Annotated in this window: 11 protein-coding genes; 7 read left to right on the top strand and 4 right to left on the bottom strand. The window is 70.4% G+C overall.

Going from position 1 to position 12,565, the window contains the following annotated elements; genetic code table 11:
- Window positions 1-26: 26 nt before the first annotated feature.
- A complete protein-coding gene (locus AC3B5L_RS07050; protein ID WP_259953691.1) occupies window positions 27-1,340 on the top strand; it encodes a M50 family metallopeptidase in 1,314 nt (437 codons plus the stop codon).
- A 15-nt stretch (window positions 1,341-1,355) separates the two neighbouring features.
- On the opposite strand, the gene AC3B5L_RS07055 is transcribed toward AC3B5L_RS07050, so the two are convergent.
- Complete coding sequence (locus AC3B5L_RS07055) at window positions 1,356-3,239, bottom strand: chorismate-binding protein (protein ID WP_363444411.1); 1,884 nt, start codon at window positions 3,237-3,239, stop codon at window positions 1,356-1,358.
- A 210-nt stretch (window positions 3,240-3,449) separates the two neighbouring features.
- Between AC3B5L_RS07055 and ispG the strand changes: the two genes are divergently transcribed.
- Genes ispG through AC3B5L_RS07070 form a run of 3 tightly spaced genes read left to right on the top strand, consistent with a single transcriptional unit; the run spans window position 3,450 to window position 5,845 of the window.
- Window positions 3,450-4,580, top strand: coding sequence for a flavodoxin-dependent (E)-4-hydroxy-3-methylbut-2-enyl-diphosphate synthase (gene ispG / locus AC3B5L_RS07060; protein WP_025103167.1), 1,131 nt, complete (start codon window positions 3,450-3,452; stop codon window positions 4,578-4,580).
- Window positions 4,581-4,594: 14 nt separating this feature from the next.
- The gene (locus AC3B5L_RS07065) at window positions 4,595-4,927 is read left to right on the top strand and encodes a nuclear transport factor 2 family protein (RefSeq protein WP_268776464.1); all 333 of its coding nucleotides are present in this window, start codon (window positions 4,595-4,597) and stop codon (window positions 4,925-4,927) included.
- A 51-nt stretch (window positions 4,928-4,978) separates the two neighbouring features.
- Window positions 4,979-5,845 (top strand): alanyl-tRNA editing protein, encoded by an 867-nt coding sequence (locus tag AC3B5L_RS07070; RefSeq protein ID WP_366236567.1) that lies wholly within the window; start codon window positions 4,979-4,981, stop codon window positions 5,843-5,845.
- An 89-nt stretch (window positions 5,846-5,934) separates the two neighbouring features.
- Here AC3B5L_RS07070 and AC3B5L_RS07075 read toward each other — a convergent pair whose 3' ends face one another.
- Together AC3B5L_RS07075 and AC3B5L_RS07080 are read right to left on the bottom strand one after the other, a co-directional pair.
- Entirely contained in the window at window positions 5,935-6,627 is a 693-nt protein-coding gene (locus tag AC3B5L_RS07075) for a nucleotidyltransferase domain-containing protein (RefSeq protein WP_187663838.1), read from the bottom strand.
- 103 nt (window positions 6,628-6,730) lie between these two features.
- Window positions 6,731-8,146, bottom strand: a complete 1,416-nt coding sequence (locus AC3B5L_RS07080; protein ID WP_187663839.1) for an RNB domain-containing ribonuclease — start codon at window positions 8,144-8,146, stop codon at window positions 6,731-6,733.
- 78 nt (window positions 8,147-8,224) lie between these two features.
- Between AC3B5L_RS07080 and AC3B5L_RS07085 the strand changes: the two genes are divergently transcribed.
- Entirely contained in the window at window positions 8,225-8,995 is a 771-nt protein-coding gene (locus AC3B5L_RS07085) for an isocitrate lyase/PEP mutase family protein (protein WP_187663840.1), read from the top strand.
- Window positions 8,996-9,034: 39 nt separating this feature from the next.
- The gene (locus AC3B5L_RS07090) at window positions 9,035-10,795 is read left to right on the top strand and encodes a proline--tRNA ligase (protein ID WP_187663841.1); all 1,761 of its coding nucleotides are present in this window, start codon (window positions 9,035-9,037) and stop codon (window positions 10,793-10,795) included.
- 22 nt (window positions 10,796-10,817) lie between these two features.
- Here AC3B5L_RS07090 and AC3B5L_RS07095 read toward each other — a convergent pair whose 3' ends face one another.
- Window positions 10,818-11,321 carry a pyridoxamine 5'-phosphate oxidase family protein gene (locus AC3B5L_RS07095; protein WP_187663842.1) on the bottom strand — a complete coding sequence of 168 codons (504 nt, stop codon included), beginning with the start codon at window positions 11,319-11,321 and terminating at the stop codon, window positions 10,818-10,820.
- A 134-nt stretch (window positions 11,322-11,455) separates the two neighbouring features.
- On the opposite strand from AC3B5L_RS07095, the gene AC3B5L_RS07100 reads away from it, so the two are divergent.
- On the top strand, window positions 11,456-12,496 hold the full coding sequence (locus AC3B5L_RS07100) for an LOG family protein (RefSeq protein ID WP_187663843.1): 1,041 nt from the start codon (window positions 11,456-11,458) through the stop codon (window positions 12,494-12,496).
- Window positions 12,497-12,565: the final 69 nt, after the last annotated feature.

Raw genomic sequence — 12,565 nt, forward strand, 5'->3', positions numbered from 1 at the left:
TAGGCGGTGGGCAGTAGCGTGGGCACGTGGAATTCCTGCTCTATCTGGGCGGCATCGTGTTCATGCTGATCGGCCTCGGGCTCTCGATCGGTCTGCACGAGGTCGGTCACCTCGTCCCTGCGAAGCTCTTCGGCGTGCGTGTCGGCCAGTACATGATCGGCTTCGGGCCGCGCCTGTGGTCGAAGCGGATCGGCGAGACGGAGTACGGCTTCAAGCTCCTGCCTCTCGGCGGCTTCATCTCGATGTCGGGGATGTATCCGTCGTCGAAGGACAGCGGACCCGCGTCCGGCGCGTTCCGCACGCTCATCCAGGATGCGCGCTCGGCCAACGACGAGACGATCGCCGAAGGCGCGGAGGATCGGGTCTTCTACAAGCTGCCGGTCTGGAAGCGCGTGATCGTCATGCTCGGCGGACCGCTCATGAACCTCGTGCTGGCCGTGGTCATCTTCACTGTCCTCGTCAGCGGAATCGGCGTGCAGCAGGGCACCACGACGGTCGCGGCGGTGAACGAATGCGTGGTCCCTGCCTCATCGTCGGCGACCGAATGCGGTGCCGACGATCCGGAGTCTCCGGCGGCGGCGGCCGACGTGCAGCCCGGCGACGTCCTCGTCTCGATCGACGGGACACCGGTGGCGACCTTCGCCGAGGCGACGGCGATCGTGCAGGCCTCGCCGGGACAGCCCCTCGATCTCGTCGTGCGCCGGGACGGCACGGAGCAGACGCTCACCCTCACGCCGATCGCCGCGGAGCGCACCATCACGGATGCGAGCGGGCAGCCGGTGCTCGACGACGACGGCGAACCCGTCGTGAAGGAGGTCGGCTACGCGGGCATGATCGCGCAGATGGGCTACGTGCAGCAGCCGCTCACCGCCGGACCGCAGATGGCGGCGGACACGGTCGCCCGGGTCGGCTCGCTCATCGTCACGCTGCCCGTGCGGCTGTGGGACGTGGGCGTGTCGTTGGTGACGGGTGGGGAACGCGATCCGAACGGGCCGCTGAGCGTCGTCGGTGTCGGGCGTCTGGCGGGCGAGGTGGCCGCGACGGACGCGCCGGTTCTCAACCGCTTCGCCGTGCTGCTCGGCCTCCTCGGGTCGCTCAACGTCGCGCTCTTCGTGTTCAACCTCATCCCGCTGCTGCCCCTCGACGGCGGACACATCGTCGTCGCGCTCTGGGAAGGGATCAAGCGGGCGTGGGCGAAGCTCTTCCGGCGGCCGCCGCCGGCTCCGGTCGACGCCACGAAACTCGTCCCGCTGACCGTCGTCGTCGCGACGCTGCTGATCGCGATGGGAGCTCTGCTGTTGGTGGCCGACCTCTTCAACCCGGTCAAGCTGCTGGGCTGAGCGACCGGGACGCACTCAGCGCAGGGCGTGCGCGACCAGACGCTCCAGCGTGCGGATGCCGTCGCGGGACAGGATCGACTCGAGGTGGCCCTGCACCGATGCGAACCCGTCGCCCCGGAGGGCGTAGACGTCGCCGGTCGCCGGATCCGCCGACACCTCGGCCGCGCCGACGGTCAGCGTACCCGGGTCCACCCGCGCTGTGAACGTGTTGTAGAACCCGATCGACGCGTCCTCGCCGAAGATCGGCACGGCCTTCTGCAGCCCCTGATGCGGAGCGTCGAGGGGCGTCAGCGCGATCCCCATCCGGTCCGCCAGGATCTGGTGGCTCAGGCAGACCGCGAGCAGCGGGGCATGCGCCTGCAGGCGGGCCGCCACGACCTCGCGCATCCGGGCGATGCGCGGGCTCGCGTCGTCTCGGGGGTCGCCGGGGCCGGGGCCGGCGACGACGAGATCGGCCGTCTCGACCGCCTCGTCGTCCACGTCGTCCCAGGACGCGATGGTCACGTCGAGCCCGAGGTGCCGCAGCTGATGCGCGAGCATCGTCGTGAAGCGGTCCTCGGCGTCGACCACGAGGGCGGAGCGGCCGGAGAACGGCCCCGTGAAGTCCTCACCCTGCGGGTTCAGCCAGAACTCGGCGAGGCGGGCGTTGCGCGAGGAGAGGAGCGCGGCGACGTCCGGGTCGTCGGCGAGACGCCGGGGCTCACCGGGGGCGTCGGCGTCGCTGCGGGCTTCCGCCACACGGTCCCGGTCGATCGCGCCGATGGCGCCGAGCACACCCGCTGCCTTGCCGTGGGTCTCGGAGACCTCGCCGTGCGGGTCGGAGTGGCGGACGAGGGTGGCGCCGACGGGAACGCTCAGCTCGCCGTCCTGCAGATACACCGTGCGGATGAGGATCGGCGCGTCGAGGTCGTGGCCGCCGTCGGCGTTGGGGGTGAAGAGCGCGGCGACGCCGGAGTAGTAGCCCCGCGGCTTGCGCTCGTGCCGCCGGATCACGGCGCAGGCGTTCTGCATGGGGGAGCCGGTGACGGTGGGGGCGAACATCGTCTCGCGGAGGATGTCCCGGGGGTCCAGAGCGCTCCGGCCGCGCAGCATGTACTCCGTGTGCGTCAGCCGCGACATCTCCTTCAGATGCGGGCCCGTGATGCGTCCGCCATCGGCACAGACGGCGCTCATCATCTTGAGCTCCTCGTCCACGACCATGAACAGCTCCTCGGTCTCCTTGGTCGAGGCCAGGAAGTCGGTCAGCGTCTCCTTCGTCGCGCCGCCCGCCGGATGCCGGAAGGTCCCCGAGATGGGGTTCATGGTGACGACGCCACCGCGGGCCACGACGTGTGCCTCCGGGCTCGCCCCCACCGCGATGTGGCGGGGGGTGAACACCGCGAACGTCCAGTAGGCCCCGCGCTCATGGGCGAGCAGAGCCCGGAACCAGGTGAGGGCCGCCTGCCGTTCGTCCGCCTCGACGGTCGCCGTGAAGTCGCGACGGATGACGAAGTTCGCCCCCTCGCCGCGGCCGATCTCGTCGGCGATCACGGTCTCGACGATGGCGGCGTACTCCTCGTCGGCGATGTCGAAGCCCTCGTCGCGCAGTGGGATCGGCGCGGTGGGAAGCGCATCGAGCACAGCCGCGGTCGGCAGATGGAGGTGCTCGTCCACGACGATGCAGCGCAGCGGCGCCCCGTCGTCCTGCGCGACGAATCCGCGCTCTCGGACCTGCCGGTAGGGGACGAGGGCGAAGACCTCCCGGGGCTCTCCCTCGGACGTCAGAGGGATGTCGGAGAGCAGCTCGACATCGGTCACGGCGCCGGTGAGCAGCTCCACGGTGTCCGCGCCGTCACGGGCGATCAGCACGAAGGACGCGGTGGGATCGGCGCTGAGCTCGTCGAGGCGAGAGAGGGTCATCGATGTCTCCTGTGCGAGGGCTCCGGCTCGGCGCAACGAAAAGACCGCCCCGGAGGCGGTCTGGATTCGAGGGAACGCGAACACACCGCCTAGGAGGCGGGCCACCAGGTGATGTGCGCGATCATGGGGCGAAACTACCACACCCGCCGCATCCAGCCCTTCCGCATCCTGGCGGCGTAGGCTGGGATCGTGCCAGCAGTGAATCTTGGGATGCCGAAGGTCCCCGAAGTCCTCGCCCCGCGTCGCAAGTCCCGTCAGATCAAGGTGGGCAAGGTGCTCGTCGGCGGCGATGCGCCCGTCAGCGTGCAGTCGATGACGACGACGAAGACCACCGACATCAACGGCACTCTGCAGCAGATCGCGGAGCTCACCGCCTCCGGCTGTGAGATCGTCCGGGTCGCCGTGCCCTCGCAGGACGACGCCGACGTGCTGCACATCATCGCGAAGAAGAGCCAGATCCCGGTCATCGCGGACATCCACTTCCAGCCGAAGTACGTCTTCCAGGCGATCGACGCCGGCTGCGCCGCCGTGCGGGTCAACCCGGGCAACATCCGCAAGTTCGACGACCAGGTCGGCGAGATCGCCAAGGCAGCGAAGGACGCGGGTGTCTCGCTCCGTATCGGCGTCAACGCGGGCTCCCTCGACCGTCGCCTGCTCGAGAAGTACGGCAAGGCCACTCCGGAGGCCCTCGTCGAGAGCGCTGTCTGGGAGGCGTCGCTGTTCGAGGAGCACGACTTCCACGACTTCAAGATCTCGGTGAAGCACAACGACCCCGTCGTCATGGTCAAGGCCTACCGTCAGCTCGCCGAGCGGGGCGACTGGCCGCTGCACCTCGGCGTGACCGAGGCGGGACCGGCCTTCCAGGGCACGATCAAGAGCGCGACCGCCTTCGGCATCCTGCTGGGGGAGGGCATCGGCGACACCATCCGCGTCTCGCTGTCCGCGCCGCCGGCCGAGGAGGTCAAGGTCGGTCACCAGATCCTCCAGTCCCTCAACCTCCGGGAGCGCAAGCTCGAGATCGTCTCGTGCCCCTCGTGCGGTCGGGCTCAGGTCGACGTCTACACGCTCGCGGAAGACGTCACCGAGGGGCTCAAGGAGATGACGGTGCCGCTGCGCGTCGCCGTCATGGGCTGCGTCGTGAACGGCCCGGGTGAGGCACGCGAGGCCGACCTCGGCGTCGCGTCCGGCAACGGCAAGGGCCAGATCTTCGTCAAGGGCGAGGTCATCAAGACCGTCCCGGAGGCTGACATCGTCGCCACCCTCATCGAGGAGGCGAACCGCATCGCCGCCGAGATGGGCCCGGACGCTCCGCTCGGCACCGCCCAGGTCGTCACGGCCTGACTCGAGGAGCGCCTGTGTCCGACTTCCTGTTGCCCGCGCCGGTCCAGACGATGATCGACGCGATCAATGCCGGAGACACCGAGGCCTTCGTCGCCGCGTTCACCGCGGACGGCTTCGTGAGCGACTGGGGCACCGTGAAAGCCGGTGCCGACGGCGTGCGCGGCTGGGCGGACAGCGACGCGATCGGCGCCGGGGCACGGATGACCGTGCTCTCCGCCACCACGGACGGCGACATGACGCGCATCCGCTTCGGGTGGAGCAGTCGCGTCTTCAACGGCGAGTCCGATGGGATCTTCGTCGTCGACGGCGACCGGCTCGCCAGCTTCACGATCCCACCGTCCCACTGACACCCCGTGCCTGATCGGCACCATCGTTCCGTCGTCTCTCCGAGGAGCCCCATGACCACGCCCACGATCGTCACCTTCCCGGACGGCAGCCTCCGCGGAGACGCCGTCGTGACCCGCGTGGCGGACGATGCCGACGGAGCCGTGGTCGTCGTCGACGCCACGCCGTTCCACCCCGTCGATCACACCTGGCCCGATCAGCCCGGCGATACCGGCGAGATCTCCGGCGAGGACGGAGCCGTCCACGTGACCGAGGCGCTCATGGCGGCGGTCTCGGATGACGGCGCGTTCGCGGTGGGGAGTGCGATCCCCGTCAAGCGTGGGACCGAGGGGTGGACCTGGCTGGTGGGCCAGCGGCTCGATGGTGCCGCGCCCGCCTGGCTCGCGGAGGGGACGCGCGTGGCCCTCTCGGTCGACGAGGCGCACCGTGCCGGCCTCAGCCGCGGTCACACCGCGTGCCATCTCGCCTCCCTCGCTCTCGATATCGCCGTCTCGGACCTTTGGCGCAAGGACCCGGGGGAGGATGCGCTGGGAAACCCGGACTTCGAGGGACGGGCGAACCAGTCCAGCCGCATCCACGAGGACGGCGCCGTCGACGAGTACCGCCTGGGCAAGAGCCTGCGCCGCGCGGGATTCGACACCGAGACGTTCGCGGCGACGTTGTCTGACCGCGAGCACCGCATCAATACGCAGCTCACCGCGTGGGTCGCCTCGGCTGCCGCGAGCCGCATCGAGGTGGACGGACCGACGATCGTGGACCGGCGGCGCTGGCACTGCGAGCTCCCGGAGGGCGAGGCCGTCATCCTCTGTGGCGGCACCCACGTCCGTTCCCTCGCGGAATTCGCCGCCATCACGGTGGCCCTGGACCTGTCCGACCCTCAGCTGCTCGTGATGACGACGACTGCGACCCCCGCCTCCTGAGCCCTCGCCCGCCTCAGGCCTTCGCGCGAGGACAGGCGCCAGCCGCCGGTGTCGCCTGCTGTCGCGCGATTGCCTGTGAACGAGTGAGGTCAGCGCACGAACCCCGCCTGCACTCGACCACCCGCCATCGTCAGTTCCTCATCGACCCGCGCCGCGAAGCCGGGGAAGTCTCCAGCGAGCAGCGGAGTGCTGAGCTGGTCCGCGCGCTCGGGGCTCCACGCGCGCAGACGTCGGGGGAGCCACTTCCCGGATCCGATCCACTGCCCGCTGGCCAGCAGCATCAGCTCGGCCATGCGCTCGAACAGCAGGCCGGCGACGACGCGCTGCTCGAGAGGGTCCGTCGCGTCCTGGAGGTCGTCGAGGAGATCGGTGATCACGTACCGCCGGATCCGCGACTCCGTCTCACTCAGCACAGAGCCGAGAGCGAGCACAGCGGACCACCGCGTCCGCAGTTCCGCGAGCGCGGGCGTCGACCGGATCGCGGCTCCTTCCACGAGCATGTGCGCGATGACGGGGCGGTGCTGGGCCACGCCGCGGTCCGCCCACTCCCGGAACCCTTCCACCGTGTACGCGAACACCTCGAAGATCTCGTCCTCGAACGCGTGGGTGGCGGCCTCGCTCACCTGTGACACGTCGGCGAAGAGGTCGTCGTCGATGAGGAGGAGGTCGATGTCACTGGTGGGCGTGCGCTCCCCACGGGCCGTGCTCCCGGCGACGATCGCGATCCCTGCACGCGGATACCGCGCCACGAGGAAGCGCTCGATGCGCTCTGCCTGATCCATCTCGACAGGGTATCCGGCGCGGACGCAGGCGGCCGCTGCGGTACAGGCAGTCCTGCCCGGGAGCGCCTGATTCGACGTCTTCGCCTGATCCCCGGCGGCGGGCTCAGAGGGCGAGCTCGATCTCACCCGTCCCGATGTCCACGCGCACGACGCGCACCTGCACCACATCGCCGGGCTTGGTGTCGGGGGCCACCGGCGCGGTCGTGGTCACTGCAGGGTCCGCGATCTGGACGGCGGCCCGCTCGCCCCGGAGCTCGATCACCGTGGCCTCGATGGTCTGTCCGACAAGCGGAGTGAGCAGCGCGGCCTCGACGCGGTTCACGGTGTCCGCGTCCAACTGCGACGCCCGCCGACCCGATTCCTGCATGAGCGCGGGGAGCTCTCCGAGGGAGGAGCGGACCCATCCCGGCACCGGCTGCCCGGTCGACACGGCGAGGCAGATGGCGAGCACCCAGCGGTCGACCAGTCGGCGCAGGGGTGCGGTCGCGTGCGCGTACGGTGCTCCGATCGCGGCCTGCACGGCGTCGGCGGGTGGTTCGCCGTCGAACACCAGGTACCCCGCGCCGCGGAACAGCGAGGCGGCGGCCTCCAGCACCGGGAGCGTCATCGGGTCGGAGCGGTCGAGGCCCCGGAGGTACTCGCCGTAGGTGCCGTCGGTCCACGGGCGCCCGAGTGCCTCCGTCTGGTGCCGGAAGGCAGTGAAGGCCGCCTCGTCGGGTTCCGGCATCGTGCGGAGGATGCCGACGCCCGCGTCGATCATGAGCGCGGCGGCCGCCATCCCCGTCATGAGCGACAGCTGCGCGTTCCACTCCTCGACGGGCAGCGGGCTGCGGCGCTCGATCGCATAGGAGCCGTCGTCGGTGCGCACGACCTCCTCGTCCGGCATGTTCAGGCTGGCGCCACCGCGGCGGCGCTCCTGCTCCAGACGGAGGGAGCCGATCTCCGGCAGCAGGGCCGCGTGACCGCCGTCGCCCCGGTCGAGCGCCTCCTGGGTGGAGGCGTAGTCGAGCTGGGCCCGGGAACGGATGAGGGCGCGCTCCAACCGGAAGTCGATCACGGATCCGGCCGCATCCAGGTGGAACGTCCACACCAGGGCGGAGCGGTCGACGTCGGGGAGCAGGGAGGCACGGTCCTCGCTCAGCACGGGTGGGTGCAGCGGGATCGAGCCGTCCGCGGCGTACAGGGTCTGTCCGCGCCGGCGGGCCTCCGCGTCCACGGCACCACCGGGGGTGACGAAACCCGGCACGTCCGCGATCGCGTAACGCACCCGATAGCCGTCGCCGTCCCGTTCCAGGTGGAACGCCTGGTCGAGGTCGCGGGCACCGGCCGGATCGAGGGTCGCGAACGGCACATCCGTGAGGTCGAGGTCGGGGAGAGTCGCCGTGGCGGCTTCCGCCTCCGCGAGTACGTCGGCGGGGAACTCCGTCGACGCGTCCAGATCCTCCCGAAGGGCCGAGAGCGCCGCGGCGAGCTCGGTCTGGGCGGCGGAGGGGGCGACATGCGAGCGGCGCTGGGGCATGCTGCCAGCCTAGGTCGACCGCCGCAGGGAACCCGGGCATCCGGCCCGCGTGCCCGCACCGGCCGCTAGCGTGGGGACATGACCACTGCTGCCAAGGCCCAGACCCTCGTCGGACTCTATGACGCCCCGGAGATCCTCCGCGTGGTGAACGTGTGGGACGTCGTCTCCGCGCGTGCCGTCGCCGCACTGCCGGAGACCACGGCGATCGCGACCGCCGGTCACGGCATCGCGGCGTCGTTCGGCTACGACGACGGGGGCACCCCGCGCGACGTCATGATCGACATGGTCGGACGGATCGCCGCGGCCGTGTCCGTTCCCGTCACCGCCGACCTGGACGACGGATACGGGGACGCCGGGGAGACCACCCGCCTCGCGATCGCGGCCGGCGTCGTCGGCGCGAACGTCGAGGACCGCCTCAAGCCGCTCGACGAATCGGTCGCCGTCGTCGAGTCCATCGTGAAGGCTGCGGAGGCCGAGGGCGTGCCCTTCGCCCTGAACGCCCGCACCGATGCGTTCGTGCGTGCCGGGTCGCGGCCCGTGGAGCAGAGCATCGCGGATGCCATCCAGCGCGGCCGCGCCTTCCTCGACGCCGGTGCCACCGCGGTGTTCGTCCCCGGCATCCTCGATGCGAACGTCACGCGACAGCTGGTCGAGGGCATCGGGGAGCGCAAGGTCAGCGTGATCGGGATCCCCGGGGCGCTCGCCGCATCCGAGTACGAGAAGCTCGGCGTGGCCCGCATCTCCTACGGTCCGCTGCCGCAGCGGGTCGCGCTGACCGCGCTGCAGGAGCTCGCCGAGAGCCTCTACCGCGGCGGCGTCGTGCCACAGGGGCTGCCGGCCCTCAACTGAGCGACGAGGCGGGTGACCGCGGCTCACTACACTTGAGCCGTGGTCACTCGTCTTTCGAACTTCTTCCTCCGTACGCTCCGCGAAGATCCTGCCGGTGCCGAGGTCGCCAGTCACAAGCTGCTGATCCGCGCCGGGTACATCCGACCGCAGGCAGCAGGCATCTTCGCGTGGCTGCCGCTCGGGCTGCGCGTCAAGGCGAAGATCGAGACCGTCATCCGCGAGGAGATGGCCGCCGCCGGTGCCCAGGAGGTGCACTTCCCCGCACTGATGCCGCGCGAGGCGTACGAGGCGACCGGGCGCTGGGACGAGTACGGCGACCTGCTGTTCCGCCTCCAGGACCGCAAGGGCGGCGATTACCTCCTGGCGCCGACGCACGAGGAGGCCTTCACGCTGCTGGTGAAGGACCTGTACTCGTCGTACAAGGATCTGCCGCTGACGATCTTCCAGATCCAGGACAAGTACCGCGACGAGGCCCGGCCGCGCGCCGGTCTCCTCCGCGGGCGCGAGTTCACGATGAAGGACGCCTACTCCTTCGACGCCTCGGACGAGGGGCTGGACGTGAGCTACCAGGCGCAGCGGGACGCCTACGAGCGCATCTTCCAGCGGCTGGGCCTCGAGTACGCGATCGTGCAGGCCGACGCCGGCGCGATGGGCGGTTCGCGGAGCGAGGAGTTCCTGCACCCGACGCCCGTCGGGGAGGACACCTTCGTCCGCAGCGCCGGGGGGTACGCGGCCAACGTCGAGGCCTTCAGCACGCCCGTGCCCGCTCCGGTCCCGTTCGACGCCGATGGCGCTCCGGTGATCTTCGATTCGCCCGACACGCCCACCATCGAGACTCTCGTCGCGCACTGCAACCGAGAGCTCGACGGCGAGTACACCGCCGCCGACACGCTCAAGAACGTCGTGCTCGCCCTGAAGCACCTCGACGGCACCCGTGAGCTCGTGATCGTCGGCATCCCCGGCGACCGCGAGGTGGACGAGAAGCGTGCCGAGGTGGCCTTCGCCCCTGCCGAGGTGGAGACCGCGACCGCGGACGACTTCGAGAACAACCCGCTCCTAGTGAAGGGGTACATCGGTCCCTGGTCGCCTACGGGTGCGGTGCTCGGCGAGGAGTCCGCCACGGGCATCCGCTACCTCGTCGACCCCCGCGTGAGCGAGGGCACGAGCTGGGTCACCGGCGCGAACATCGACCAGAAGCACGCGCACTCGGTCGTCGCCGGGCGCGACTTCGAGGCGGACGGCATCGTGGAGATCGCGAACGTGCGCGCCGGCGACCCGGCGCCCGACGGCTCCGGTCCGGTCGAGCTCGCCCGCGGCATGGAGATCGGTCACGTCTTCCAGCTCGGGCGGAAGTACGCGGAGGCGCTCGGCCTGAAGGTCCTCAACGAGAACGGCAAGCTCGTCACGGTCACCATGGGGTCGTATGGCATCGGCGTGACGCGGATCCTGGCGATCATCGCCGAGCTCAACAACGACGACAAGGGCCTCATCTGGCCGGCCTCGGTCGCGCCGTTCGACGTGCAGGTCGTCGCCGCCGGCCGTGACCAGGTCGCCTTCGACGTCGCGGAGGGCCTGTCCGCGCAGCTGGAGGCGGCCGGCCTCGACGTGCTCTACGACGACCGCCCGAAGGTGTCGCCCGGGGTCAAGTTCGGCGATGCCGAGCTCGTCGGCGTCCCGAAGATCGTCATCGTCGGCCGCGGAGCCGCCGACGGGCAGGTGGAGTTCTGGGACCGTCGGACGGGCGAGCGTGAGGCCGTCTCGGTCGCCGAAGCGGTGGAGCGGGTCTCCGCCGCGCGCTGAGCCGGCGCTCGGAGCGGGCCGCTCAGCAGGTGATGCGGCCGTGGTTCATGATGTCGTCGTCCGGGGTGTCTCGGGTCACCAGCGCCTTGAGCGCCCCGGCGGCCATCGCGACCTTGCCCTTCGCGGGCTCCCAGAACTCGGCGACGACCGGAGTGACCTTGAGCAGCGCGATGCCCGGGGTCCCCAGGCCGTCCTCGAACCAGATGTCGAGGGAGGGGGAGTAGAGCTCCTCCATCTTCGCGCGGTCGTGGACGATCTCCGCGGTGCCGGCGACCGACACGTAGCGCATCCCCTTGGCGTCGCAGTAGGCCAGCCCCACGTCGTGATGACGACGGGCCTCCTCGACCTTCTCGGTGTCCTCCGCCGTGAAGAACCAGATGGCGCCGGCATCGTCCATCTGCCTGGTCGACATGGGGCGGCTGACGAGGTTCCCGTCCGGATCGGTGGTCGTGAGCATGGTGAAGTCGATGTCCTCCACGAGTTCGGCGACGCGGGCGAGGGCTTCGGGACCGGTGATCTCTGTCATGTCGCCATGGTGACGCCTTCCCCGGCGGCGGGCACGGGTGTTGACACCGCTCCTTCTCCGTGCTCCGGAGCCCCGGGGTACGGTCCCTCGGCGTTGCGTCCCGCCGACCGGATGCCGCGTGGGACGCTGGGGGCATGACCGAGGAACCGCTGCCGGCAGCCCTGAGCGACGAGATCAACCGTGTGCTGGACGAGGCGGGTGTGGCCACGGACCGTCGCCTCGTGATGCGGATGCTCCGCACCGCGCTGCTGCTGGGGGAGGACGGCACCGACCGCCTCGACCTCAAGATCGCTTCCGCCGCCCTGGCCGAGATGCGGGACGCGTTCCGCCTGTTCGCGCCCTTCCGCGGGGTGCCGAAGGTGACGGTGTTCGGGTCCGCCCGCACCCTCCACGACGACCCGCTGTACCTGCAGGCGCGTGATGTCGCCGCGGCCCTCGCGAGCGACGGCTGGATGGTGGTCACGGGCGCCGGGCCGGGGATCATGCAGGCCGCGGCCGAAGGAGCCGGGCCCGCGCTGTCGCTCGGTGTCTCCATCCGTCTCCCCTTCGAGGAGAAGGCGAACAGCCTGGTCGCGGGAAGCGATCAGGTCGTCGCGATGAAGTACTTCTTCACCCGCAAGCTCATGCTCATCAAGGAGTCGAGCGGCTTCATCTGCCTCCCCGGCGGATTCGGCACGCTGGATGAGATGTTCGAGCTGCTCACCCTCCAGCAGACGGGCAAGGCCGAGCCCACGCCGATCGTGCTGCTCGACGAGAAGGGCGGATCGTTCTGGCAGGGCATGCGGCGCTTCGTCGACGAGCACCTCGCGCCGATGGGGGTGATCTCCCCCGGTGACTTCGATCGGGTCGTCGTCACCGATTCCGTGGAGGAGGCTCGCGCCGAGATCACGGGGTTCTGGCGCAACTACGATTCGCTGCGGTGGGTCGGCGACACCCTGGTGCTGCGCCTCAAGGCCGAGCCGACAGACGCCGAGATCGAGGAGCTCAACGCCGGCTTCGCAGGGCTGCTGTCCACCGGGCGCATCGAGCGCACGGCTCCGCGGTCCCCGGAGGTCGCCGACGACGACCGGCTCGACCTCCCGCGCCTCGCCCTGCACCTGAATCAGCGTCAGGTGGGCAATCTCTTCCGCCTGATCGGGGCTCTCAACGCGCTCCCGTCCGCGCCGAAGGTCTGACCCCGCGACGCATCCCACGACGCAACAGGCTCCCACGCGGAGTCAGGCTGTTCCCGCGGTGGGCGCCTG

The sequence above is a fragment of the Microbacterium sp. C-MGS6 genome (assembly GCF_058140415.1).